Annotated in this window: 21 protein-coding genes and 1 pseudogene; 9 read left to right on the forward strand and 13 right to left on the reverse strand. The window is 64.9% G+C overall.

The annotated features are described in order from the left end of the window. Positions 1 to 48: 48 nt before the first annotated feature. The 5 genes from BGP02_RS08880 to BGP02_RS08900 form a co-directional block, all read right to left on the reverse strand. Complete coding sequence (locus BGP02_RS08880) at positions 49 to 750, reverse strand: ABC transporter ATP-binding protein (RefSeq protein ID WP_017235689.1); 702 nt, start codon at positions 748 to 750, stop codon at positions 49 to 51. Beyond that, on the reverse strand, positions 747 to 1,514 hold the full coding sequence (locus BGP02_RS08885) for an ABC transporter ATP-binding protein (protein WP_150562000.1): 768 nt from the start codon (positions 1,512 to 1,514) through the stop codon (positions 747 to 749). The genes BGP02_RS08880 and BGP02_RS08885 overlap by 4 nt, the downstream gene beginning before the upstream one ends. Further along, the gene (locus BGP02_RS08890; RefSeq protein WP_150562500.1) at positions 1,511 to 2,500 is read right to left on the reverse strand and encodes a branched-chain amino acid ABC transporter permease; all 990 of its coding nucleotides are present in this window, start codon (positions 2,498 to 2,500) and stop codon (positions 1,511 to 1,513) included. Before BGP02_RS08890 ends, BGP02_RS08885 begins: the two co-directional genes overlap by 4 nt. Then, positions 2,500 to 3,357, reverse strand: coding sequence for a branched-chain amino acid ABC transporter permease (locus tag BGP02_RS08895; RefSeq protein WP_017235692.1), 858 nt, complete (start codon positions 3,355 to 3,357; stop codon positions 2,500 to 2,502). Before BGP02_RS08895 ends, BGP02_RS08890 begins: the two co-directional genes overlap by 1 nt. A gap of 152 nt (positions 3,358 to 3,509) precedes the next feature. Next, complete coding sequence (locus BGP02_RS08900; protein ID WP_017235693.1) at positions 3,510 to 4,715, reverse strand: ABC transporter substrate-binding protein; 1,206 nt, start codon at positions 4,713 to 4,715, stop codon at positions 3,510 to 3,512. Between the two features lie 291 nt (positions 4,716 to 5,006). Between BGP02_RS08900 and BGP02_RS08905 the strand changes: the two are divergent. Next, positions 5,007 to 5,849: pseudogene (locus BGP02_RS08905) on the forward strand (FadR/GntR family transcriptional regulator); the annotation flags it as partial. A gap of 216 nt (positions 5,850 to 6,065) precedes the next feature. Here BGP02_RS08905 and BGP02_RS08910 read toward each other — a convergent pair. From BGP02_RS08910 to BGP02_RS08920, 3 genes are all read right to left on the reverse strand, one after another. Continuing rightward, positions 6,066 to 7,136: an agmatine deiminase family protein gene (locus BGP02_RS08910; RefSeq protein ID WP_083902411.1), complete on the reverse strand. Its 1,071-nt coding sequence runs from the start codon at positions 7,134 to 7,136 to the stop codon at positions 6,066 to 6,068. A gap of 63 nt (positions 7,137 to 7,199) precedes the next feature. Next, complete coding sequence (locus BGP02_RS08915; RefSeq protein WP_157211561.1) at positions 7,200 to 7,796, reverse strand: molybdopterin-dependent oxidoreductase; 597 nt, start codon at positions 7,794 to 7,796, stop codon at positions 7,200 to 7,202. Positions 7,797 to 7,905: 109 nt separating this feature from the next. After that, positions 7,906 to 11,664, reverse strand: a complete 3,759-nt coding sequence (locus BGP02_RS08920) for an AfsR/SARP family transcriptional regulator (protein ID WP_261939419.1) — start codon at positions 11,662 to 11,664, stop codon at positions 7,906 to 7,908. A 527-nt stretch (positions 11,665 to 12,191) separates the two neighbouring features. On the opposite strand from BGP02_RS08920, the gene BGP02_RS08925 reads away from it, so the two are divergent. After that, positions 12,192 to 14,426: a TonB-dependent receptor gene (locus BGP02_RS08925; protein WP_017233805.1), complete on the forward strand. Its 2,235-nt coding sequence runs from the start codon at positions 12,192 to 12,194 to the stop codon at positions 14,424 to 14,426. A 15-nt stretch (positions 14,427 to 14,441) separates the two neighbouring features. Next, a complete protein-coding gene (locus BGP02_RS08930; RefSeq protein ID WP_017233804.1) occupies positions 14,442 to 15,128 on the forward strand; it encodes a Fe2+-dependent dioxygenase in 687 nt (228 codons plus the stop codon). Between the two features lie 57 nt (positions 15,129 to 15,185). Here BGP02_RS08930 and BGP02_RS08935 read toward each other — a convergent pair whose 3' ends face one another. Both BGP02_RS08935 and BGP02_RS08940 read right to left on the reverse strand, forming a co-directional pair. Beyond that, a complete protein-coding gene (locus BGP02_RS08935) occupies positions 15,186 to 15,746 on the reverse strand; it encodes a Spy/CpxP family protein refolding chaperone (protein ID WP_286798380.1) in 561 nt (186 codons plus the stop codon). Between the two features lie 235 nt (positions 15,747 to 15,981). Next, positions 15,982 to 16,389, reverse strand: a complete 408-nt coding sequence (locus BGP02_RS08940) for a DoxX family protein (protein WP_017233802.1) — start codon at positions 16,387 to 16,389, stop codon at positions 15,982 to 15,984. A gap of 383 nt (positions 16,390 to 16,772) precedes the next feature. On the opposite strand from BGP02_RS08940, the gene BGP02_RS08945 reads away from it, so the two are divergent. The 3 genes from BGP02_RS08945 to BGP02_RS08955 all read left to right on the forward strand — a co-directional run bounded on the left by BGP02_RS08945 (position 16,773) and on the right by BGP02_RS08955 (position 18,803). Next, positions 16,773 to 17,360 carry a hypothetical protein gene (locus BGP02_RS08945; protein ID WP_268567133.1) on the forward strand — a complete coding sequence of 196 codons (588 nt, stop codon included), beginning with the start codon at positions 16,773 to 16,775 and terminating at the stop codon, positions 17,358 to 17,360. 137 nt (positions 17,361 to 17,497) lie between these two features. Further along, positions 17,498 to 17,899, forward strand: coding sequence for a PaaI family thioesterase (locus BGP02_RS08950; RefSeq protein ID WP_130024504.1), 402 nt, complete (start codon positions 17,498 to 17,500; stop codon positions 17,897 to 17,899). 55 nt (positions 17,900 to 17,954) lie between these two features. After that, positions 17,955 to 18,803 (forward strand): patatin-like phospholipase family protein, encoded by an 849-nt coding sequence (locus BGP02_RS08955; RefSeq protein ID WP_261939416.1) that lies wholly within the window; start codon positions 17,955 to 17,957, stop codon positions 18,801 to 18,803. A 23-nt stretch (positions 18,804 to 18,826) separates the two neighbouring features. Here the strand turns inward: BGP02_RS08955 and BGP02_RS08960 are convergent, their stop codons facing one another. Continuing rightward, entirely contained in the window at positions 18,827 to 19,837 is a 1,011-nt protein-coding gene (locus BGP02_RS08960) for a D-2-hydroxyacid dehydrogenase family protein (protein WP_130024506.1), read from the reverse strand. 562 nt (positions 19,838 to 20,399) lie between these two features. Here BGP02_RS08960 and BGP02_RS08965 point away from each other — a divergent pair. The 3 genes from BGP02_RS08965 (at position 20,400) to BGP02_RS08975 (ending at position 23,176) form a co-directional block, all read left to right on the forward strand. Then, on the forward strand, positions 20,400 to 22,289 hold the full coding sequence (locus BGP02_RS08965) for a phosphoenolpyruvate carboxykinase (GTP) (protein WP_286798381.1): 1,890 nt from the start codon (positions 20,400 to 20,402) through the stop codon (positions 22,287 to 22,289). Positions 22,290 to 22,540: 251 nt separating this feature from the next. Then, complete coding sequence (locus BGP02_RS08970) at positions 22,541 to 22,741, forward strand: DNA-binding protein (protein WP_130024507.1); 201 nt, start codon at positions 22,541 to 22,543, stop codon at positions 22,739 to 22,741. 15 nt (positions 22,742 to 22,756) lie between these two features. After that, positions 22,757 to 23,176, forward strand: coding sequence for a type II toxin-antitoxin system VapC family toxin (locus BGP02_RS08975; protein WP_017233795.1), 420 nt, complete (start codon positions 22,757 to 22,759; stop codon positions 23,174 to 23,176). 74 nt (positions 23,177 to 23,250) lie between these two features. On the opposite strand, the gene BGP02_RS08980 is transcribed toward BGP02_RS08975, so the two are convergent. Both BGP02_RS08980 and BGP02_RS08985 read right to left on the reverse strand, forming a co-directional pair. Further along, entirely contained in the window at positions 23,251 to 23,883 is a 633-nt protein-coding gene (locus tag BGP02_RS08980) for a response regulator transcription factor (protein ID WP_150562011.1), read from the reverse strand. Then, complete coding sequence (locus tag BGP02_RS08985) at positions 23,880 to 25,265, reverse strand: cache domain-containing protein (RefSeq protein ID WP_017233793.1); 1,386 nt, start codon at positions 25,263 to 25,265, stop codon at positions 23,880 to 23,882. Before BGP02_RS08985 ends, BGP02_RS08980 begins: the two co-directional genes overlap by 4 nt. Positions 25,266 to 25,387 lie beyond the last annotated feature (122 nt).

A 25,387-nucleotide genomic window follows, 5' to 3' on the forward strand; every position in this document is an offset into this window, starting at 1 on the left:
GCATGGGGGCGTGGCGGCGCGCTTCGGGGGAAATTGGGGCCGCGCGGCTCAAGCCACGCCCACACCGAGGTAACGGTCCTTGACGACCTCGTCCGCGAGAAACGCGGCGTTGTCCGCGCCGTACACGATCACGCCTTGCTCGACGATGTAATGCCGGTCGGCGAGCTGCGTGCAGACCTCCAGATTCTGTTCGACGAGCAGAATCGCGACACCGGCTTGCTTGATGAGCTTCAACTGCGCCACGATTTCCTCGACGATCACCGGGGCGAGTCCTTCGACCGGCTCGTCGAGCATGAGCAGGCGCGGGTGATTCATCAGCGCGCGTCCGATGGCCAGCATCTGCTGCTCGCCGCCAGAGAGTTGCGCGCCACCGTTCTTGCGACGCTCCTGCAAGCGCGGAAAGATGCGATAGATGTCGGCAAGCTGCCACGGCGAATCGCGTCGGGCTCCGAGCTTGAGGTTCTCCTCGACGGTGAGCAGTTTGAAGATGCCGCGATGCTCGGGCACGAAGCACACGCCGCGTGCGGCGATTCGGTGCGCCGGTTGCCCGGCGACGGGCTTGCCCAGGAACGAGATGCTGCCCGCCTTGGGCGGTACAACGCCCGCGATGGTCTTGAGCGTGGTCGACTTGCCCGCGCCGTTGCGACCGAGCAGCGTGACGAGTTCGCCGTCGCTCACGCTCAGCGTGACGCCTTGCAGAATGTGACTCTTGCCGTAATAGCTGTGAATGCCTGCGACGTCGAGAATCATGCGCGGCCTCCGGTAATCATGTTGCCGAGATAGGCGGCGCGCACGCGGTCGTCGGCGCGAATGGCATCCGGCTTGCCTTCGACGAGCACGCGCCCTTGCTGCATGACGGTGATCGTGTCGGAGATGTCCATCACGATGTTCATGTTGTGCTCGATGAGCACGACGGTGTGATCGTCGCGCAGGCCGCGAATGAGCTGCTTCATGTCGTCGAGATCGTCGATGCCCATGCCCGACGTCGGCTCGTCGAGGAAGATCGCCTTGGGACGCGCCGCGAGCGCCATGCCCACCTCGAGACGGCGTTGCTGCCCGTGCGAGAGCGCACCCGCCGCGGTGCCGGCATGACGCGTGAGCGCGAGCCGCGTGAGCACGTCGTCAACGACGGACGCGCAGGCGCGCGGGCCGTCGGCCTTGCGCCAGCACGAGAGCGCACGGCGCGGCGTCACGCCCAGCGCGGCCAGGCGCAGGTTTTCGCGTACAGACAGATTCTGGAAGAGCGCCGTCACCTGGAACGAACGCGCAATGCCGCGTTGGACACGCCGGTAATCGGCTTCGGTGGTCACGTCGTGACCGTCGAACAGGATGCGCCCGCCGGAGACGGGCACCGTGCCGGTGAGCATGTGAAACAGCGTGGTTTTGCCCGCGCCGTTCGGGCCGATGACCGAGTGTACCGTGCGCGGGGCCACTCGCAGATCGACGCCGTGCAGCGCGGTGAACTTGCCGTAGCGTTTGACGATGCCGGCGGCTTCGATGAGAGCGTCGCTCATGTCGGGTCTCCCTGCGTATCCAGTTTGCCGTTGGGCCCGCCGCGCTTGCCGGTGATGCGACACCACAGCGATTCGCCTACGCCCCACAGTCCGCGATGCATGAACAGACTCACGGCGATGAGCAGCAGGCCGAGCAACAGCAGCCAGCGCGGCCAGAGCGTGGAGAGCCAATCGGCGGCGAGCACGTAGAACGCCGCGCCCAGCACTGACGCGAAGAGATTGCCCGTGCCGCCGATCACCGTCATCACGAGGATCATTTCGCTCGAGTGGTACTCGATGTTGGACAGCGGTGCGATGCCCGTCATGAGCGCGTGCAACGCTCCGGCCAAGGCCGTGACGGCACCCGAGATGGCGAAGGCCACGAGTTTGAAGGTCTTCACGTGATAGCCGACGGCGGCCGCGCGGGCCTCGTTGTCGCGAATGGCGAGGAGCGTGCGGCCGAACACGGAATCGGCCACGCGCAACAGCCCCGCGAAGACGATCAGGAAGACGACGGCGACGAAGGTGTAGTACTGCCAGGGCGTCTCGAGCGGGATCAGCGTCTTGCCGCCCAATGCGAGCGACTGGCGCGGGATGTCGAGCAGCCCGTTGTCGCCGCCCGTCCAGTCCGTCGCGGTGTAGGCCACGAAGTAGAACATCTGCGCGCACGCCAGCGTGAGCATCACGAAGTAGGTACCCTTCTGCCGGATCGCGAAGCTGCCGACGATGGCCGCGACCGCAGCGCCCAACACGATCGATGCGACCACGGCGAGCGGCATGGGCAGCGCCCAACGCGTGAGCAGAATACCCAGCGTGTAGCTGCCCAGGCCGAAGAAGATGCCCTGTCCGAACGAGAGCAGACCGGTGTAGCCTAGCAGCAGATTGCAACCGAGCGCGGCCAGGGCGTAGATGAGCACTTCAGTCGCGAGCGTGCCCGAGGACAGCGTGACCGGCAGGATCAGCGTGACGGCGGCGGCGAGCAGCCAAAAACGGTAACGTACCAGCATCATCCCCTCCCGAGCAGGCCGTGCGGGCGCATGAGCAGCACCGCTGCCATCGCCACATAGATCATCAGTCGTGCGCCTTCCGGCCAGATCGTGCTCATCAGGCTTTGCACGATACCGATCACGAGGCCGCCCACGAGCGCCCCGGCGAAACTGCCCATGCCACCGATGACGACCACCACGAAGGCGATGCCCAGCGCCTCGATCCCCATGAACGGGTCGACACCGCGCACCGGCGCCGCCAATACCCCCGCCAGCGCGGCAGTGCCCGCGCCGAGCGCGAACGCAAGGCTGAACACCCGGAACACGTTGATGCCGAGCAGCGACACCATCTCGGACGACTCGCTGCCCGCGCGCACCGCACTGCCCAGGCGCGTGCCTTCGAGCAGCCACCAGAGCACGGCGGCGAACACGACGGTGAAGCCGATGAGGAAGAGCCGGTACTTCGGATAGATGAAGCTGCCCCACATCACCACGCCGTCGAGCGCCGCGGGCACGGCCACGTTATCGCCGAGCGGGCCCCAGACGATGATGACCAGTTCCTGCACGACGAGCGCCAGGCCGACCGTGACGAGGATGTGAAACTCGTGCGCTTTCTCGTAGATGCGCGACAGCAGCAGTTTCTCGGCGATCCATGCGAGGGCGCCGACGACGATCGGGCAGACGATCAGCGCGAGCCAGAACGACAGGCCCCATTGCATCGCCTGGTAGCAGCAATACGCGCCGAGCACATAGAAGGCCCCGTGCGCGAAGTTCACGAAGCGCAGCAGGCCGAAGATGATGGATAACCCGACGGCGAGCAGGAAATACAGCATGCCGATCCCGACGCCGTTGATGACCTGCAGAATATAGACGTTCATGCGCGTCCCGGAGAGCTTGGGTGGACGTGGAGCACCGTGCGCCGTCCGGCTTTCGCCGCGCGGCACAGACGACACTTGCGGGGACGGCCAGGCGTCCCCGCGAGCGACACGGCGTGAGCGTTCGCGCAGCGGCGGCGCGCTGCGCTAGCCGCTCAGGCCAGCTTGCACTCGGTCTTGTCGAGCGGCAGGAACGATTTCCCGGCGCTGACAATGTCGGCGAAATCGTCGGCGTTGCGCATCTTCGACTTGGCCTTGCCCTTGAGCAGGTAATAGTTCTTGAGCACCTGGTGGTCACCCTTGCGGATCTCTTCCGGCCCGGTGAGCCCGTCGTACTTCATGCCTTCCATCGCGGCGATGACGGCCTTCGGATCGGCGCTGCCGGCCTTGATCATGCCGTCGAGCATGAGCTTCGTGCAGATATATGAGCCCGCGAGGCTGTAGTTCGGGTTCTGCTTGAAGCGTGCCTGCGTGCGCTTGACGAGATCGAGGTTCAGCGGCGAGGCCACCGCGTGCCAGTACTGCGCGCCGAAGTAGACCCCGTCGCACAGATCGGCGCCGAGCGTCTCGAACTGCTCCAGGCCAGAGGCCCACGCCATCAGGATCGTGCAGTTGTTCTTCATGCCGAAGCTCACGGCCTGACGCAGCGTGTCGGACGATTGCGAGCCGAAGTTCAGGAGCAGCAGCACGTCGGGCTTGGCGGCGACCGCGTTGGTGAGATAGCCCGAGAACTCCTTCTCCGACAGCGAGTGGTAGCTGTTGCCAACGTGCTCGATGCCTTTTTCCTTGAAGACGTTCTTCGCGGCCGTGAGCAAGCCTTCGCCGAACACGTATTGCGGCGTAATCGTGTACCAGCGCTTGGCCTTGGGCATCGATTCGATGAGCGGGCGCACCGTTTGCTCGATGGCGCCGAAGGTCGGCACCGACCAGCGGAACGTGGCGCTGTTGCAGTCCTTGCCCGTAATTTCGTCGGCGCCGGCCGTGGTGATGAATATGCCGCCGGCCTTCTCGACTTCCTTACCCATGGCGAGCGCTTCGGACGACAGAATGCCGCCCGCGAAGAAGCGCGCGCCCTTCTGCTGCGCGATTTCCTGCACGCGACGGATGGCCGTGGCGGGCTTGCCTTCGGTATCGAGGGTGGTATAGGCGAGCGGTCGGCCAACGACCTTGCCGTACTGCTCGACAACGAGCTTCATGCCCAGATCGGCAAACTTGCCGTTGGCCGCGAACGGCCCCGACATCGGTACCGGACACGCCAACTGGATGGCGCCGGTGGTTTGCGCGAACACATCGCGCGCGGAGATCAAGGAGGCAGGCAGAGACGCCGCAGCGGCGAGCTTCAACAGTTCACGACGATTCAATTGGGTCTCCAGGGAAGGGAGCAATCGTTCATGGGGTGCAAACGTGCAGCGCGTCGCACGCCGACCGGCCGGCGATCCGAGAATGGATCTGCGGCAGCGACCTGAGTGTGACAGCTGACAACGTCCGGGGCCTTATCCCTATCCGTCATATTTATTATGATAAATAGGATGAATTTGATCGTAGGTATAATATTTCGGGGTGTCAATCGGAAAAAATTCTCATCCGGCACCGCCGGTAGAACACGTTCGCAAGCCGGCAAGCCACGTGAACGGACCCTTGTGAGGCGCCTTATGGCACGAGATGCGCAGACGGTGAGAGAGCCGTTGGAAATCAAACAACAAAAACGTGGCGATCTGGTCGCCGAAGCCATCAAGCGCCTGATAACCGAAGGCAACCTGCTGCCTGGCGATCGTCTGCCGCGCGAAGTGGAATTGCAGCAGATGTTCGCGGTGTCGAAGAGCACCATTCGCGAAGCGCTCAAGTCGCTCGAAGTGCAGGGTCTCATCAAGGTGAGCACCGGTCCGTCGGGCGGCGGCATGGTGGTGGAGGTGCCGCTCGATCGCACCTTCCAGCTCATGCAGAACTACCTGTTCTTCAAGGAAGTGAGCATCGACGACATTTACACGGTGCGCCAATTGCTTGAGCCGGAGCTAGCCGCGGGTGCGGTGCCGCATCTGACCGAGGCCGACTTCGACGCGCTGGAACACAACATGGCGTGTTGCAGTCCAGCGTCGCACGACCGGCGCGAATTGCTGCGCCAGCGTCAGGCCGATATGGACTTCCACGACATTCTCGCGGCGGCCAATCCCAACAGCTTTCTGCGGTTCACCTGCGAACTCGTCAACGAGATGATTCGCCAACTGATTGTGTTCGGCAACGAGACGCCGCGGCGCGAGCACGAGAAGTTCGGTACGGCGAACGTCGATATCCATCGTCGGATTACTGACGCGGCGCGCGCAGGGGATTCGCAACGCGTGCGTGAACTCATGCAGGTTCACATGCAGGAAGCGCGCACCTATATCAAGCGGATGAACGGGAAACTGCGCGGTCGTCTCATTCTCGATTCGGACATCGTCGACATGCAGCAGCGCGTGCGCTCGCAACTCGCGACGAACGCGCCGCGTGCGCCGGCGGGCGAGGGAAAGCGTGTAGCGAAGCCCGCGACGAAGCCTGTCGTGAAGCCGGCCGAGAAGCCGACGACGAAGGCCGTCGGGAAGCCGTCAGCAAAGCCGAAGACCCCCGGCACGAAGGCCGAAGCGGCGACGAAGACTGCGCCCGCGCGCAAACGTCGTACGGGGTCGAGTTAAGGCGGGCCGGGGCGGACGCGGGGCGTTGCGCGCGCCGACAACTCAGGGCGAGATCGGCGCCGGTTGTTGTTGCGTGCAGCAGTGAATCCCGCCTCCGCGCCGCGCAATGCCACGCAGCGGCACCTGCGCGATGCGTCGGTCGGGGAACGCCTGCTGCACGATGTCGCGCGCCTGCGCGTCCGCCGCCGGATCGCCGAATGACGCCATCACTACGCCACCGTTTGGCAAATAGAAATTCACATACTCCGGCGCGAAGTCGGGATCGTCCGCGACGGCGGCGGGCAGCGCGTCGAAGTCGATGCAGGGCAGCAGGCCGATCTCGAAGGGCCGCCCGCGGGCATCGCGCGCCAGGCGCAGCGCTCGCAGGTTTTCCCTCGCCTCACGCGCCCATTCGTCATTGCCGTCGGCCCCGGTGGCGAGCAACACGCTAGGGCGCACGAAGCTCGCGATGCCGTCGACGTGACCGTCGGTGATCGTATCGAGTCGCGAGCCTGGCAACCACACGACGTGCGTCACGCCCAGCCAATGACGGAACACGTCTTCCGCCTCACGCCGCGTCAGTCCGGGGTTGCGATTCGGATTGAGCACCGACGTCTGCGTCACGATCAGCGTGCCCTCGCCATCCACATGCCACGACCCGCCCTCGGCCACGAGCGGCATCGACGTCGTGGCCACGTCGAGCGCCAGCGAGACGCGTTTCGCGAGCTTCGGATCGGCGTCCGGCATCGGCCGGATCTTCTGTCCCCAACCGTTGAAGTTCCAGCGCAGCGCGTGCAGTGCCCCGGCGTCGTCGAGCACGAAGGTCGGGCCGTTGTCGCGCATCCAGTGATCGTCGACGGGCATCGGGTGAAGTGTGGCGCTGGCCGGCAGGAGGCTGCGTGCTTCGTCGAGATGATGCGGATCGACCGCCACATGCAACGGCTCAAAGTGCGCGATCGCGTGGGCCATGCGTCCCAGCTCGCCGACGACCTCATGCCGGCGGGCGCCCGACATGACCGTGTGGCTCGGCCACGCCATCCAGCAGGCGGCATGCGGATGCCACTCGGGCGGCATCCGCCAGCGGCCGGCGGCGTTCGCGTGCGTCGCGACTAGTGTGTGGTGAGGGGGTGTCATCGTTCGCGTGACCGTGAGTAAAGTGCCGCCAGTGTAAGCGGCTCACGCTCGGCGCGGGGCGCGTCAACGGGGCGGGGAATCGGCCAAATGGACGGAGAGCCGCTTGAGTGCACGTACCTGGCGTAGCGCCACGCGAAAATCGCTCGTCGAGATTAGGCCAATGCCGCCTTCGTCATCGTCAAGCGGCTGTCCGTCGCGTTCATAGACCACGAGTGCGCCGATGCCTACCGGCGTGTTGTACAGCTCGTGCCACGAGAACATGACGGTGTAGCCGTCGGCACCCTGCGCCAATACGAAGGCTCGCGTGAAGTCGCGTGCGTGCGGCAGGCACAGTTGCGCGATGTCGAGCAGTGCGCTCAGCCTGACGCCTTTGTATTCGCTCGCGCAGCGCACCATTCTGCCTGACAGGCAGACGACGTCGAGCGGCCCGGTCAGTTGCGTCGGCAGGCGCATCAGCGCGCAGAGATCGAAGGAGTAACGACGCTTGACGCAGCCGGAGACGACCACTTCCCGCGATACCAACGCGTGAGGCGCCGCGGGTGCGAGGTGCGCGAGCGGGAGGGGAGGCAGGGGACTCACCGAAGCGGGCGGTGCACCGCTGGCGGTGAGGCGAGTGTCTGGCGAGGCGCCGTCGGGCGCGCGCATGGAGTCGAGAGACATGTCGGTTCGGTGGTTGGGCGTGGGGGCACCGGTCGCCGCAATATAGCGGCCGGGCCCCGCACGGACATACGTCGCGCCTGATAGCCGCTATTCGCTTGCCCGTGCCCGATCAGCTACCGTAGCGGGCGGTGCGCAGGACGGGCCTGCGCGCGAAAACGTCGGCGATCACCGCGCGCGCCTCCTGCACGTCGGCGAGGGTCTCGCCGCCTTGCAGTGCGTCGAGCGCTGCACGCAGCACGGCCACGTACTCGGCATCGCCCGGCGCGTTGCCTCCGCCCAGGCGCAACAGACTGACGGATGCGCGCAGGGTGAGCATTGGCGACGCCTGCGCCTGCGCGATCTGCAGTGCATGCTCGAGCCACGGGCGCACGGCGTCGTCGGGATGATGACCTGCGCGCAGAAAACTCCCCTTCTGGCGCAGGAATTCCGCTTGCCAATGGGCGTCGCTGCGGCGCGCGGTCACATGGGTGCCGCGTTCGGCCGCATGCAGTCCGAGCGCAATGTCGCCCGTGCCGGCACACGCTTCCACGAGCAGCCCGAAGAAGATGCCCTCGACGCCGCCCATGATTTCGCTTAGGCGTCCTACGCTGTCGGTAATGCGCTCGAGGCCGCTCACGTCGCCGCGTGAGGCGAGCGCCCAGCCGCGAATCGTCTGTCCGGCGAGTGCCCAGAGCGCCACGCCGGTCTCCGACGCGACTTCGATGGCCTCGCTCGCCAGCGCTTCGGCGGAGGCGACCTCGCGACGCAGGCGTCGCAGCATCGCGGCAAACACCAGGGCGAACGAAAAGGAATAGCGGCGGCCTTGTTGACGCCCCATCGCCAGCGCCGCTTCGCTGGCCGCGAGCGACGCGTCGTGCCGTCCGACGAACCAGTACGCCCACGAGAGGAACGAGAGTGCGGTGATGCGCGCGTCTTCGCCCAGGCCGGTGTCGGCGTGCTCGGGACGATAGTGGGCCAGGCTGCTTTCCAGCGCCGTGACCGCGCCGCCGAAGTCGCCGTGGCAGCACAGGCTGTTGCCCAGCGCGTAGTAAGCATGGGCTAGCAACGGTGCGGCACCGGCCTGTTCCGCGATGAGGATGAGCTTGCGTGCGAGTTCGATGCTGCGCTCGAAGCCGCTCCAGGAGCTCGAGCCGAGCCACAGTCCCCAGAAGACCGGGAACAGCGCGACGTCGTCGCCCATTGGCTGCGCGAGCGCGAGGGCCGTCTCGAAGTTGTGGCGCGCCGGCTCTGAGCCATAGCCGTGCAGCGAGACGAGCGGCACGCCGAGCGCCATGCGCAGTTGCAGCTCGCGCTGTGCGGTCTGAGCACCGGTGCCGGTCTGACGCAGCACGTCGAGCGCGCTCTGGTAGTGCGCACACGCTTCGCGGAACGCCTGGCGCCCGGTCGCATACTCGCCCGCGAGACGGTAGTGCTCGATGGCGGCGTCCGGTTCGTCGGCCTGACGGAAATGCCAGGCGAGCACTTCGGGTTCGGTCTGCGCGGCGGCGGCGTGCTCGCGCATGGCGAGCGCGATTCGGCGGTGCGCGTCCTGACGGCGTTCCTGCGGCTGCGCGTCGTAAGCGGCCTTGTGCAGCAGCGCGTGGCGGAAGACGTAGCGGCCATTGTCCTGTCGCTGCACCAGTGCGCAGGCGGCGAGCGTGTCGAGCGCTCGCTCGACGAGCGCCATCGAACGCCCGCTCGCGGCGGCGAGCAGATCGGCCTGAAATGCCGGGCCGAGACACGAGGCGAAGTGGGCGACCGGCTTGGCGCTGCCCGCCGCGTCGATACGCGCCATCATCAGTTCCTGAAGGCTCGCGGGCATGGGCATGGCGCCGGCGGCGGTGCGGGCGCCATGTTGGGCCGCCGTGGCCCGCGCCAACTCTTGCAGGAACAGCGGCACGCCCTCGGCCAGATGCACGATGCGCTCGCGCAGGGCGGCGGGCAGGGCCACGCGCGGGGTCGCCGCGCGCACGATCGACGCGGCGGCGCCAGCGTCGAGCGGTGCCAGGTCGATCCGGCGCATGCCCACGTGATGACGCCACGGTTGCTCGAATTCGGGCCGGGCGCACACCATCAACAGGCGGCCGCGCGGCGGATTTTCCGCCACGAGCGCGAGCCATTCCAGCGTGGATGGGTCGGCCCAGTGGGCATCGTCGAGCACCAGCACGCCGCCATCGGGCAACAGGGCGGAGAGCAGGGCGGGCGTCTCGTCGAGTACCGCCTGTTTCCACGCGTGCGGCACGTTGGCGTCGGCATGCCGGTCAAACAGGGCGCACAGGCGGCGATGAGCCAGCAGGGCGGGTTGTGGGAGTTCCGCAGCGTCGTCGACGGATCGCGCGCGCAGCCAGCGCGCGATCGGGTGGAAGGGCGTGCCGGCGCCGTCAGGCGCGCAGGCCAGTTCGATCGCGCGCAGGCCGCGCGTTTCCACGAAATGCCGCACCAGCGCCGATTTGCCGATACCGGCTTCGCCGATCACGAGTGCCAGCACGCCGTGTCCGGCGCTCGCGTCGCGCATGGCCGTGTGCGCGGCGGTGAGTTCCGCCAGGGTGGCATCGCGGCCGAAGAGCATCGCCGCGCGACGGCGCGAACGGCGTTCCGGCGTCGGGTCGGGATTGACGCGAAACACGGGAATCTCGCGATGGGCGTGGCGCTCGCGCACGCTGCCGTGTGACGTGGTGGGGATGGCCACGCCAATGAGACGTTGCGTGGCGTCGCAGATCAACACTTCGCCGGGCAGCGCCATGTCGGCAAGCTGCGTGGCCGAGCGCGAGACGCGCCCGCCGGTGTCGGGACTGTCGTCCGCCACCGAGCTGATGACCAGCCCGGTGTGAATGCCCACACCGATGCCGACGCGCGCGGAGCTTGCCTGCACGCAGCGCATGGCGGCTTCGACGGCATGCCGTCCGGCGCCTTCGAGGGCGGTGGGATAGCCGAAATAGCCGAGCAGGCCGCCTGTCGGCGTGCGCACCGTGTAGCCCCACGACTGGCGCAGGATCGTCTCGCACTGCACGAGCGGCGGGCGCATCGTGCCCACGAGCTGGTCAGGATCGTCGATGCCGTTCGGCGCGAGTTCGATGGCCACGACCGTCAGTTGGCGGCGCTCCGGGCCCGTCGCGCGCTGTTCCATGCGCGCGGGCGGCGTCTCCAGCAGCTGGGTGAGCGCCTCGCCGGGCAGCTCACCGAGTTCTTCGTCGAGGATGTCGCGCAGACGGCGGTATTCGGTCTCGGCTTCGTCGCGGCGTCCGGCACGCAGTAGCAGCGCGAGCAGGCAGTGCCAGCCCGATTCGTCGAACGGGGCGAGCGCGACGAGCTGGCGTGCGTGCGCGAGTGCCTGATCGAGATCGCCCAGACGGGCGTAACCGTCGGCGAGCAGCCGCTCGCCAAAGACACGGCGGCGCTGATATTCGTCGCGTTGGAGCTCGATCCACTGTTCGAGATCGGGGGTGTCGCGTACCGACAGTCCGTGCAGGAAGGGGCCTTGGTAGAGCGCGACGGCGTCGGCGAGATGTTGTAGATGTGCGGCCAGATCCAGGCCCGTCACGGCGTCGAGCGTGCGATTCGCCTGCTCGATCATGCTCGCGAAGACATGCGCGTCGATCCAGAGGCCGGTCTCGGGGCGCAGACGCACAACCTGGCGGTCGGATTCGAAGAGTTCGTCGCCGAGGGTGTCGCGCAGATGGAAGAGCATGCGCTTGAGCTTGTCGCGGCCCCCCTGGCCATCTTCATCGGGCCAGAACAGGTCGGCGAGTGCACCGCGCGTATGGAAGCCCGGTTGCAGGGCGAGGTAGGCCAACAGGCCCCGCGCTTTCGTGTATTTCACGGCGCAGGCTTGTTTGCCTTGTTCGACCCGCATCGGTCCCAGCAGGTAGAGCGATCTGGTGGCTTGCATTGTCCCTGGACGGCAAATAGGCAACACCGGCGCACACCCCAGGGGAGTGGCACCGGTGCGGCGAATTCAAGATGTCGTCGAGCCCGACCGACGGATCCGGCGCGCGGCATGGGCTGCCATCGGGACCGGCGCATCGGCAATCTGGCGAAACGTCAAGGCCGTTCCGGGGGGGCTCCGGCCGAATGCTTTCAGTACTGCAGCCCAAAGTATAAACACGAGTCTCGATTTCTTCGGCAATACCCGAGGAATTCACATGTCATTGCGGGCGTCGCGCCGCCCCTGCGGTCACACGCCGCGATCGATCGGGCGTTCGGTCGTGCTGCCAAGGTGCTGCCGGACGCGAGACGACTGTCGGAGATTTACGTCAGTCGTCGTAAAGCAATTGTAATGTAAATCATTCTCATTTATATTCGCGCTCCATATCGAGGGCATCGACCGCGGATGAGACGTCAGCGTGGGGCTCGGCGCGACCCGTCGGTGTTCTCCCTCCTTATTCCTACCACGACGCCTTTCGAAACCGATCGATCATGATGCAACGCAAGCCTCTGACGGTGGCCATGATGGCCCTCTTCGCCACGCCGTTCGCCGTCGCTTACGCCTCGCCCGCCATGGCACAGAGCACGTTTGACGCCCCGACCTCGGGCACGACGCAGACCACGACGCAAGGCGCGGCGCAGGCCGCCACGTTGCCGCAGACCGAAGTGTCCGGCACGTCGATTCGTGATGATTACCAGCGCGACATCTCGACCGTCGGCGGCAAGGTGCCCACGGCGATCCGCGACATCCCGCAATCGGTCACCGTGATCGACAAGGCGGTCATGCAGGCGCAGGGCGCCACGTCGTTCGCCGATGCGCTGCGCAATTCGCCGGCCATTACGCTTGGCGGTGCGGAGGGCGGGCAGATCGGCAACAACATCAATCTGCGCGGTTTCGCGGCACGCACCGACATCTATCTCGACGGCTTCCGCGATCGCGGCCAGTACTATCGCGATACGTTCGATCTCGAGGCCATCGAGGTGCTCGAAGGCCCGTCGTCCATGCTGTTCGGCCGGGGTTCGACCGGTGGCGTCATCAACCAGGTGAGCAAGCAGGCCAATCTCAAGCCGCTGAACGAAGTCTCCGGAACGCTCGGCACGAACGACCAGTACCGCACCTCGTTCGACCTCAATCATCCGCTCTCGGAGACTGCCGCGTTCCGGATCAACGGCTTTGCGCAAAATATTCATACGACGCGCGACGTCATGAACAATCGGGATTGGGGCGTTGCGCCCACGCTCAAGCTTGGCATCGGTACGCCCACACAGATCACGCTTTCCGCGCTCGTCCAACATAACCGCGATATGGCGGACTACGGCACCGTGGGCTACAACGGCAGTCCGCTGCCGGTCTCGAAGCAACAGTTCTACGGCCTGACGACCGACCGCACGGTGCAGGACGTAATGAGCCTCTCGGCCAAGATCGAGCACAGGGTCGACGACAGTCTGAAGATCACGAACCAGACGCAATACAGCCGCTATGTCATCGACGCCATCGAAACGTCGCCGCATGCCGTGGGCGTCGCCAACGGCACCGGGGGATTCACGTCGCTGCCGGCCCGTCCGACGGCGGGACTTCCGTCGTATTCGCTCGATCAGCTCTGGGTGCAGTTGCAGAGTCACGATCGCAAGATCACCGACTCGTCGCTGTTCAACCAGACCGACGTCGTGAAGACGTTCTCGACCGGACCGATCAAGCACACCCTGATCGCCGGCGCGGAGTTCGGGCAGGACACCTATGAAAATCAGGCGTATTCGCGCACCGGCGCTGGACAGTCGACGGGCTTCCTCGGCTGGATTCCCGCCAGCAGTACGGCGTACTACGCGAATCTGCCGAATGTCACGACGACCGCCGGTAACCTGGCGCAGGGAACGGCACAGACGGTCGCGTTCTACGCGAACGATACCGTTGAGCTGAGCCGCCACTGGAAGATTGTGGGCGGCCTGCGCTGGGATCGCTTCAAGGCGCAGCTTTCGAACACCGTCAGTTCGCCGGGCTACGCGACGCAAACGGTCAACCATACGAGCGTGCGCACGGGCGTGATCTATCAGCCAAGCGAGGCACAGTCGTATTACTTCTCCTATGGCACGTCGTTCAACCCGTCGCTTGAAACGCTCACCGTCACCAACAACACGCAGGCCCTGCCGCCCGCGACGAACGAATCGTTCGAAGTCGGCAGCAAGTGGAATCTGTTCGACGACAATCTGGCGATCAACACCGCACTGTTCCAGGTCACGCAGGACAATGCGCGCACGCAGACCGGCACGTCGGGCGAATACACGAACGCAGGCAAGGTGCGCATTCGCGGTGCGCAGGTGAGCGCCACAGGCCGTATCACGTCGAACTGGCAGGTGATGGGCGGCTATATGTTCCTGAACTCGGAAGTGGTGCAGGCGAACGACGGCACGCAGGGCAATGTGCTGGCCAACACGCCGCGACATTCGCTGACGCTCTGGTCGACCTATACGCTCGGTCACTGGGAGGTGGGCGGCGGCATGAAGTACATGTCAATGCGCTATGCGGCGAACACGAACCTGATTCGCGTGGGCGGTTACACTCGCTGGGACGCCACGATCGCTTATCATCAGCCGAAATACGACATTCGCCTCAACCTGCTCAACGTGTTCAACAAGACCTACTTCGACGCGCTGGTGCCGTCCGACGGCGGACGGGCTGCGCCGGGCATCGGGCGCACGGCGCTGCTCACGGGCACTTACCGGTTCTGACGGAGACGCACGTCGATGTTGCTACGCATTCCGAATGTCCTCAATGCCGAGCAGGTGCGCTGGGTTCGCGCAGCGCTCGACAACGCGGGCGACGCATGGGTCGACGGCCTGGCCACGGCGGGCTATCAGGGGGCGCCCGTCAAACAAAACCAGCAGATCGACGAGCGCTCAGCCGTGGCTCGCGAACTGGGCGACGTGATTCTCGGTGCGCTGGAGCGCCATCCGCTGTTTATCAGCGCGGCATTGCCGAACAAGGTGTACGCGCCGATGTTCAACCGCTACGGCGAAGGCATGCACTTCGGTCACCACGTGGACGGGGCGATTCGTTTGCAGCCGGGCAGCGGCATGCGCATTCGCACGGATATCTCCGCCACGCTCTTTCTCGCGTCGCCGGATGCGTACGACGGCGGAGAACTGGTGATCGAGGATCAGTACGGGGCGCACGAGGTGAAATTGGCCGCAGGCGACATGGTGCTGTATCCGGCGACCAGCCTGCATCGCGTGAACCCTATCACGCGCGGCACGCGGGTCGGGTGCTTCTTCTGGGTGCAGAGTCTCGTGCGGGACGACACGCAGCGCACGCTGCTCTTCGACATGGACAACGCGATCCAGCGTCTCAACGCGTCGGACGCTGACGAGACCGCGCGGCGCTCGCTCGTCGGCTGCTATCACAACCTGCTACGCCTGTGGAGCGAGACCTGAGCGCCGGCGCGCGCCGGGCCATCGTGCCCGGCGGCGCTGGACTCGCACCGATGTGACTTACTGCGCTTGACCGGCCGGCGGTTGCGGGGCCGGGGCGTTCTTGTGCATCGGACCGCGATGTTGCCTTGCCTCGTCGTGCCAGGTCTTCATCTTGGCCCAGCGCGCCTTGATCGTGGTGCTCACGAGCGTCTTCTGGTCGTTGTTCAGACCGTTGTACACGTTCAACCAGGCATCTTCCGTCTGGCTGCGAAGCTGACGGTTCTGGTCGAACGCCTTCTCGCGGGCGGCGCGCATGCCGGCCAGGTCGAGGATCTTCTGATCCTTCGTCTGCGCCATCATCTGCCGGAACTGTTCGCCATTCTTGCGCATGGCGTCGTGATTCTGCTTCGACGTGGTCACTGCCTGCTGCCACGCTTGTTCCTGCTGCGCGTCGAGTTTCAATTGATCGTGCAGCTTGTGCATGTCGCCGAGCCCCCACGGGCCGCGCTCGCCGCGCATGTGGTACGCGGCGGCATGGGGTGCCGTGGCCGGTGCCGCGGCATCGGCGGCATAGGCGACGCCGAGCATCGAGGTGGCGACGAGGATGGCCGACGCGGCGGCGATCTTCAGTTTGCGCATGGTGTTGACTCCCTGTGGATACTGCCGGAATTGGCAGTTTCAGAGTAAGTCATCGCCGCACCGAACACGTTGCAAAGTGCAACCGGTGTATTACCTGACGTTACCAGCGCCGGGATTCGCAATATTCCGAAACGACTCGGCCCGCCCTTGCCGGGTGTCGACAAGGGCGGGCCGTTCATGAACTGCGTGCGATAGTGCGCGCAAAAGGGCACGCCTGACGCGCTTCGTCCTTCGATCAGTCCCAGGCGCCGCGACCGCCCGACACGCTGTAGCGGCCCGCACCGAAGAGCATCAGGCAAACGCCCGTGAACAAGTAGAAGGCTTGCAGTTCGAGCGACCAGCCGCCGGTCTTCGCGAGATCGCCGAGTTGGTTCAGGTGCACCAGCGAGAACGCGATCACCATATTGCCCACGACGAGCAGGCCGCCCAGACGGGTGAGAACGCCGAGAATCAGCAGGACCGGGGCGAGCAGTTCGCCGAGATAGACGCCGTAGGCGAGAAAGCTCGGCAGGCCGTGCGACGTGATCATGCCCTCGATGAAGCCGATCCCGTTGATGACCTTGCTGACGCCGTGAAACAGCAGCAGGATGCCGAGGGTAAGGCGCAAGATCAGTTTGCCGAGATCGTCTCTGGTGCTCTGCATGGGGAAGGCTCCTTCTTGACTCGCGAGTTCGCGTAAGGGGGCTGACAGGTACGGAGTGGCACGCTCGCTAGCGCCGCGTGCCGGCCAAATGGGCACCACTGTATCAAATCGTTACGGCGCTGTCTGCGGGTGTCCTATCGATTTCAGGGACATAGCGCGAATCGCGACAGGCGCGCCGATTACACGTGGTTACTTTTCGGACTGCCCGGTTACACGCCGGCTGTCGGCGCGGCGCTCGCCTGCGCCGTTAAACCGCATAAGGACACGGTCATTCGCTGGCAATCCCGCCAACGGCCCGGATCCCCGCCGGTTTCCTGAAGACGCATCACCGCATGCGCGTTCAGGCCAACTCAAAGCAGTGCAAAGCCAATAAGGATTCCATCATGAACGTCCGCAAAACCGTGATTCTGAGCGCCGCGACCCTTGCCTTGGGCGGAGTGTTCGCCTCGCAGGCGTTTGCCCAGACGCCCACGACCGAGACGTCGCGCGACGTCAAGCAACAGCAGCGCATCGACAATGGCCTCAAGAGCGGTCAGTTGACGACGAAGGAAGCGTCGCGTCTCGAGAAGGGCGAGGCGAAGATCGACCGGATGCAGGCGCACGCCGATCACACCGGCGATACGGCGGCCGAGAAGGCCCGCATCGCCCGCGCCCAGAACAAGGAGAGCGCAAAGATCGAGCAGCTCAAGCACAACGACCGGGCAGCGAATCCCGGATCGGCGTCGTCGGAGCGCATGCAGGCTGACGTGCAACGCAACGTCAATCAGGAGAAGCGCATCGCGCAAGGACAAGCCGCTGGTACGTTGACCAACCAGCAGGCCGGTAGCCTTGAGCGCGGGCAGGCGCATGTCGACGCCGCCGAAGCGCACGCGGGCAAAAACGGTCACGTGAGCGCGGGCGAGCAGGCCGGCGTGCAGCACCGCGAGAATCATCAGAGCCGACGGATTCGTCACGACAAGACGAACGGATGATCGGCCGCTGAGGGTTATTCGCGCGCATGACTGAGGCGCATGACCCTGGTGGATGACGCAAGCGCCACCCCTGGCGGGGTGGCGCTTCTGTTTTGGGGCTATCATCGGCGTCTCAACGAAACCGGAGGACGCTCAGGATGGAGCTGGTGCAAGCGCAGAAGATGCTCGACGGACTCGTGTCGCCATGGGTGCGGCAATTGAATCTGCGGATCGAGGCGACCGGACCGGAGCAAAGCGAGCTGAGATTGCCGTTCGATGCCGCATTCAAGCATGGTGGTGGCGTGATCTGCGGGCAGGTGTTCATGGCCGTGGCCGACACGGCGATGGTGGTGGCACTCTCAGCCGCGCTCGGCGGCTTCCAGCCGATGACAACCGTCACGCTCAACACGCAGTTCATGCGCCCGGTGACCGATGGCGATCTGCGCGTGATCGCGCGAATTCTGCGTCGCGGCAAGAACCTGGTGTTCGGCGAAATCGAAATTCTCGACGCGTCGGGCAAGATGGCCGTGCATGCGACGACGACCTACGCGCTGCTGTGAGCACACAGGCGCGAGGCGGTCGACGTGGCTCGCGCGATAGCACCGAGGAGGGCAAGTGTTCGATCAGATCGTATTCGCCGGGGGCGGCAACCGTTGCTGGTGGCAGGCGGGATTCTGGGAACGCGTGACGCGCGACATGCCGCTGCGCCCGCGTGTCATCACCGGTATTTCGGCCGGCGCGGCCACGGCGTGCATGCTGCACATGCGCTCGTCGGACTGGGTGATGGATTACTACCGGCAGGCGCTCGCGAGCAATCGCAAGAATGCCTATTGGGGCAATCTGGTGCGCCGTGAGCGGGTGTTTCCACATTACCGCATCTATCGTCAGGCGCTGCTCGCCATCTATGATGGCCAGCTCGACAAACTTGCCGCGGCGCCGGAGATTCGCGTGGGACTGTCACACATCCCGCGCTGGCTGGGGCCACGCATGGCGACGGCGGCGGGGCTAGTGGCTTACAACATTGACAAGCACGTGCGTCGCACGTTGCATCCAACGCTCGCGAGGCAGCTCGGTTTTACCCCCGAATTCGTGCGCGCGCAGGACTGCCGAACGACAGCGGATCTGGCCGATCTGATGCTGCAATCGTCATGCACGCCGCCGTTCACGCCGATTCTGCGGCGCGACGGTCGCCCTGTGCTCGACGGCGGCATGGTCGACAACGTACCGGTCGATGCGCTCGACGCCACGCCGGGGCGAGTGCTGGTGCTGGTGACGCGGCGCTATCCACGTCCGCAGATCTTTACGCAACATCACGCCGGGCAGGACCGCTTGTACGTGCAGCCGTCGGTGCCCGTGCCGATTTCGAGTTGGGATTACACTCGCCCCGACATGATGGGCCCGGCATTCGCGCTGGGTCGCCAGGACGGCGAAACTTTCCTGCGACATCGGGACACGATGGCGTAGGCGCCTCGCCGGCGCGGCGGATGTCAGCGCCCGAAGCCGAGCAGCGCGGCCGGGTTGGCGACGTGCGAGCGGTCGCCGTTCAGGAAATCGACGATATTCTGGAAGGCCACGCGGAAATACAGCTCGTAGCTTTCCCGCTCGACGTAGCCGATGTGCGGCGTGCACACGCAATTCTCCAGTCGCAGCAGGGGGTTGCCCTGCAGAATCGGCTCGCTCTCGAAGACGTCGATGGCGGCCATGCCGGGGCGGCCCCGATTGAGTGCCGTGATCAATGCGTTCTCTTCGACCAGTTCCGCACGGCTCGTATTCACGAACAGTGCCGTGGGCTTCATGTGCAGCAGGTCGTCGAGTTTGACGAGGTGACGCGTCTCGTCGTTCAGGCGCAGGTGCAACGACAGCACGTCGCTTTGCGTGAACAGTTCTTCCTTGCTGTTCGCCACGCGCAAGCCATCGGCGGCGGCGGCTTCTCGCGATCCTTCACGTCCCCAGACCATCACTTCCATGCCGAACGCGCGGCCGTAGCCTGCCACGAGTCGGCCGATCTTGCCGTAGCCCCAGAGGCCGAGTGTCTGACCGCGCAGCACCTGACCCAGCCCGAAATTCGCCGGCATGCTCGACGATTTCAGACCGGACTGCTGCCACGCACCGTGTTTGAGGCTGGAGACATATTGAGGAATCCGGCGCTGGGCGGCCATGATCAGTGCCCAGGTGAGTTCGGCCGGCGCGGTCGGCGAGCCGATGCCCTCGAGCACGGCCACGCCGCGGGCGGTGCAGGCGTCGATGTCGATGTGCGCGCCGGCACGCCCGGTCTGGCTGATGATGCGCAGACGCGGCAGTTTGTCGATGAGCTGGGCGGTGATGGCGGTGCGCTCGCGAACCAGAACGAGCACTTCCGCTTCGCCGACACGGGCGGCGAGTTGCCCGACGCCCTTGACCGTGTTGTTGAAGACCTTGACGTCGTGACCAGCCAGCAGGGAGAAGCAGTCGAGCTTGCGAACGGCGTCCTGATAGTCGTCGAGAATGGCAATTTTCATGGCAAAACGTAATCGGATCGGCGCAGGACGGCGAGCGCTCTGCGCGGGCGGAACATGGGTCTGAGGCCGCCGCGACCGGCGGACGAACGGGTCGACCACAGGGACGGCGTTTGTCGGGGCCACCCAGCGCCGGCCTTGTTGCGACGCAGCACCGACGCGATTTGCGCGGTGGTATGCTGACGCCTCGTTTTGCATAGTATGGCAGGTGTCCTGGCAACCATGGCGAAACCGCCTCAACACGATGGCAAAAAATCGAACCCACCCCGCAAAAGCAAGTCGGACCCGGTGAGCGAGACGCCTGATGCGCACGTATCGGTGCGCGTGTTGCCCCCTGCTGTCCCGCGTGTGGACTTGCGTGCGTCGCAAGCCACACAACACGCTCCGTACTTCGTGCGGCCCATGCCTGCGTGCGCGTTAAGGTTCTGCGCACACGGCGATCGCCGGGGCTATCCTGCCCTTCCGGTATCCCCAACCGGAAGGGTCGCCCGGCCATCCACGGTGCCTGCACGACGGACGCCCGGCGTCCGCCTCGATTTCCCGACTCTGCATGGAGACAACCCCCATGACGCAAGCCAGTGTGAGCGCAAGCGCGCTCAACGCCTCCTCCTCCTCGTCCAATGTCGCTACCCGTGATCTGCCCGCCTGGGTGCGTCATCGCAAGCTGATCGACTGGGTGTCGCACATCGCGGCGATTACCCAGCCCGAGCGTGTCGTCTGGTGCGACGGCTCACAGGAGGAATACGACCGTCTGTGCGAGCAGATGGTGGCTGCCGGCACGATGAAGCGGCTCAACCCGGCCAAGCGCCCGAACTCGTTCCTCGCGCTCTCCGATCCGTCGGATGTCGCGCGGGTGGAAGACCGCACGTTCATCTGCAGCGAAACGCGCGAAGACGCGGGCCCGACCAATCACTGGATCGATCCGCATGAAATGCGCACGACGCTCGACGGCCTGTTCCAGGGCTGCATGCGCGGTCGCACGATGTATGTCGTACCGTTCTCGATGGGTCCGCTCGGCTCGCCGATTGCCCATATCGGCGTGGAATTGTCCGACACACCGTACGTGGCCGTGAACATGCGCATCATGACGCGCATGGGCCGTGCCGTGTATGACGTTCTGGGCGCCGACGGCGAGTTCGTGCCTTGCGTTCATACGGTGGGCAAGCCGCTCGCCGCCGGTGAGCAGGACGTGGCATGGCCGTGCAACAACACGAAGTACATCGTGCATTTTCCGGAAACCCGCGAAATCTGGAGCTATGGCTCGGGCTACGGCGGCAATGCGCTGCTGGGCAAGAAGTGTTTCGCGCTGCGCATCGCCTCGAAGATGGGCCGCGACGAAGGCTGGCTCGCCGAACATATGCTGATTCTCGGCGTGACGTCGCCCGAGGGCAGGAAGTATCACGTGGCGGCGGCGTTCCCGTCGGCCTGCGGCAAGACCAACTTTGCCATGCTGATCCCGCCGAAGGGCTTCGACGGCTGGAAGGTCGAGACCATTGGCGACGACATCGCCTGGATCAAGCCGGGCCGCGATGGCCGTCTATACGCGATCAATCCGGAAGCCGGCTTCTTCGGCGTGGCCCCGGGGACCAGCGAGAAGACCAACCCGAACGCGCTGGCGACGCTCGGTGAGAACGTCATCTTCACCAACGTGGCGTTGACGGACGACGGCGATGTGTGGTGGGAAGGCCTGACCGACGCGCCGCCGGCGCATCTGATCGACTGGCAGGGCAAGGACTGGACGCCGGAGAGCGCGAAGGAGACGGGCCGCAAGGCGGCGCATCCGAATTCGCGGTTCACGGCACCGGCATCGCAATGTCCGTCGATCGATGCCGACTGGGAAAACCCGGCCGGGGTGGCGATCGATGCGTTCATCTTCGGCGGCCGCCGTTCGACGACCGTGCCGCTGGTGACAGAAGCGCGCGACTGGACCGAGGGCGTGTACATGGCCGCGACCATGGGCTCGGAGACGACGGCCGCGGCGGCGGGCCAGCAGGGGGTGGTGCGCCGCGATCCGTTCGCTATGCTGCCGTTCTGCGGCTACAACATGAGCGACTACTTCCAGCACTGGCTCGATACCGGCGCGCATCTGGACAAGCTTGGCGCCGCGTTGCCGAAGATCTACTGCGTGAACTGGTTCCGCAAGGGCGCGGACGGCAAGTTCGTGTGGCCGGGCTTCGGCGAGAACATGCGCGTGCTGGCGTGGATGCTCGGCCGTATCGACGGCACGGCGCAAGGGGTGGAGAACGCGTTCGGCATCACACCACGCTACGAGGACCTGAACTGGAACGGTCTGTCGTTCACGCCGTCGCAGTTCGACGACGTGACCTCGATGGACTCGGCTGCCTGGCACGAGGAGTTGAAGCTCCACACCGAACTGTTCGACACGTTCAATCATCGTCTGCCGCAAGCGTTGCTCGACACGAAGACCGACATCGAGCGTCGCCTGAAGTCGTGATTCGTCCGATGATCGAATGATCGCGCGCTGAACTTGCGAGACGCCGGCATCACGGATCAAGTTAAGGATGCACACAACGATCCCACCGAGGGAGACTTCGGTGGGATTTTTGTTGCCTTGTGAGACTTCCGAAAGGCTTGCCAGGCAAGGATCGGGGCGGTTTTCGATAGGACTGTGGTGATAGCATTTCTCCTGTTGTTCTGTTCGGACAACGACTTTTCCATTCGGAACCCCAGGAGGCGCTGATGCACATGATGTTGATCGAAGGTATTGACGAACCGCTCATGCGATCGATTCGGTCGCGTGCGGCCATGTACGGGAGAACCCCGGAGGAAGAAGTGCTGACGATTCTGGATAACGTGGCGCGGGTTCCGGGGTTTCGCTCGCTGGGGGAAGCACTGTTGGCCATGCCGAATGTTGGACTGGACAGCGATTTTGAACGTATCAATTAAGGCAATGAGTGTCCGATGTATTTACTCGATACGAACGTTATTAGCGAGTGTCGGAAATGCGGGGGCGGTGACGAAGGGGTTCAGCGCTTTATCCGTCGGACCGATCGTGATCAATCACCGCGCTTTCTTTCGGTCATCACGCTGGGAGAACTACAGCGTGGTGTGAAAGTCCTTCGGCACCGGAATGATGCGCGACAGGCGGTGCTGATCGAGGCATGGCTCGAAAAGCTGAAACGCGATTACGCGCGAGAGATTTTGCCGGTGGACCAGACGATCTGTAACGTTTGGGCACGTCTACGCGTGCCCCATTCCGAGCACCCCATCGACAAGTTGATCGCTGCCACTGCGCTGGTGCATCGGCTTGTCGTGGTCACGCGCAACGTGAGGGATTTTTCCAGTACCGGCGTGGAGGTATACAACCCATTTGTGCACTGATCACGGTCGGTGTGAGCGCCGTACCGTCACTCGACCCATGCGCGCCGTGCGCTCGACAGGCGCCCCCACGCGACCTACAGTCGATTCTCCACCGCAAACTTGATCAACTCCGCCTGCCCCTCGATGCCGAGCTTGCGCTTGATGTTGAGCCGGTGCGTCTCCACGGTGCGGACCGACAAATCCATTTCCGTGGCAATTTGCTTGTTTGCCAGTCCGCGCGCGATCCGCGAGAGGATTTCGCGTTCGCGAGGTGTAAGCGTATCGATGGGCGCGTGCGACGTCGAGGCCTGCACCACGCGCGCGGCAATGGCGGCGCTGTAGTACGAATCGCCGCGCGCCACGCGTTCGATGGCGGTCACGATCTCGTGGGCGGGGGCATCCTTGAGCACGTAGCCGCGTGCGCCGGCGCGGACGGCCTGACGCACATATTCGGCGTTGTCATGCATCGAGAGGATCAGCACGGCGATGTGGGGGAACTGCTCGCGAAACTGGGCCGTCAGTTCAATGCCGTTCGTGCCGCGCATGCTGATGTCCATCAGCGCCAGATCCGGCGACGATGTCTTCGCCCGCGTGAGCGCTTCCTGTGCATTGCCCGCCTCACCGACGACCTGCAGGTTGGGCGAGGCATCGAAGCGTGCGCGCAGTCCATCGCGCACGAGCGGGTGATCGTCGATCAGGAGCAGTCGAATGGGATGCGCTTGCGTCATTGGTGTGAGGCTGTACGAAGCGCCGCTTTCGCGGCGGCGGGCGTGAGGGGCACCCACGCGCTGATGGTGGTAAGACCCGGCCACGACTGAATGCCGAGAACGCCGCCGACGGCATCGAGCCGCTCGCGCATATTGCGCAGGCCGATGCCATGGCTGGGATTGTGATGCACGTCGGTCACGTCGAATCCGCAGCCGTCGTCAGCAATCGACAGGTGAATGCCGTCGGGTTTGAACATCAGCAGGATCGAAACGCGCGACGCGTGCGCATGGCGTTCGATGTTGGTCAGCGCTTCCTGCGCGATGCGATAGAGCATTGTTTTGATGTTGTCGTCCAGCACGGGGGCGTCGCCTTCGACTTGCATCTCGACAGGCAGATTCGCATGCGAGCCGAACTCCCGTGCGAGCTGGTCGATGGCCGCGGCCAGACCGAGATCGTCGAGCATGGCCGGGCGCAGCGCCTGCGAAATACGTCGTACTTCCCCGAGCGTGCCGTTCAACCGCTCGATGGCCACGCCCAGCGCGGTGCTGGCGGCGGCGGGCGAGCCCGGCAAACGCATCGACGCCGACTCGAGCAGTAGCTTGACCGACACCAGCAATTGGCTGATGCCATCATGCAGTTCGCGCGAAATGCGCGCGCGCTCGACTTCCTGCGATTCCACCACCTGACGCGCCAGTTGGCGCAACTTCGCATCGGCGGTCTTGAGTTCGGTGATGTTCACGACGAGCCCGCACAGGGCCACGATCGCCAGGCATGTCGAGGCGATGAGGGTGATCCAGATCAGCGTGCGATCGATGTTCGCCTGCGCGCGCTCGTCCGACGCGCGCAGCGTAGCTTCGACGTCGTCGAGATAAATCCCGGTGCCGATCATCCAGTTCCAGCGGGGCAGGGCGACGACGTAGCCGAGCTTTGGCGCCATCTGGTGCAGGGACGGCTTTTCCCACGGATATTGCACGTAGCCGCCGCCGGCGCGCGCCGCCGCGATCAGGCGCTGGATCGTGGGCGCGCCCGACGCATCCTTGAGCGACCAGAGATTGTGGCCGACGAGCTCGGGTTGGCGCGGGTGCATCAGGCTGCGGCCTTCGAGATCGTAGACGAAAAAGTAGCCGTCCTTGCCGAACTCCAGGCGGGCAAGGATGGCGAGGGCCGCCTCGCGGGCGGCGGGCGTGTCGGGGCCGTCGTACAGCGGCTCGATGGCCTTGCGCGCAAGGCCCACGTAATGCAGCAGCTCCGCCCGCTTGTTGGCCAGCGATGTGGTTTGCACAGCGTCGTGCTGCGCGCTCGAAAGCTCGTTGCCTTGGTGTCGCACGGCCAGCGCGATGGCGACCATCGCCAGGGCCACCGGCAACAGCGCCAGGACGAAAAATTTCTGTCGGAGATTCATGGCATTCGGAAAGCTGCAATGCCGCGTTTCACGGGGCTTCGCTACGTAATAGCACGTAGCGGGCCTGCGTAGTTTCGCGCTTGTGGCGCAGCGGGCAAACGCCAATACTACACGCCGAATCG

It is taken from the genome of Pandoraea sp. 64-18 (assembly GCF_001899225.1).
GTDB lineage: Bacteria > Pseudomonadota > Gammaproteobacteria > Burkholderiales > Burkholderiaceae > Pandoraea > Pandoraea cepalis.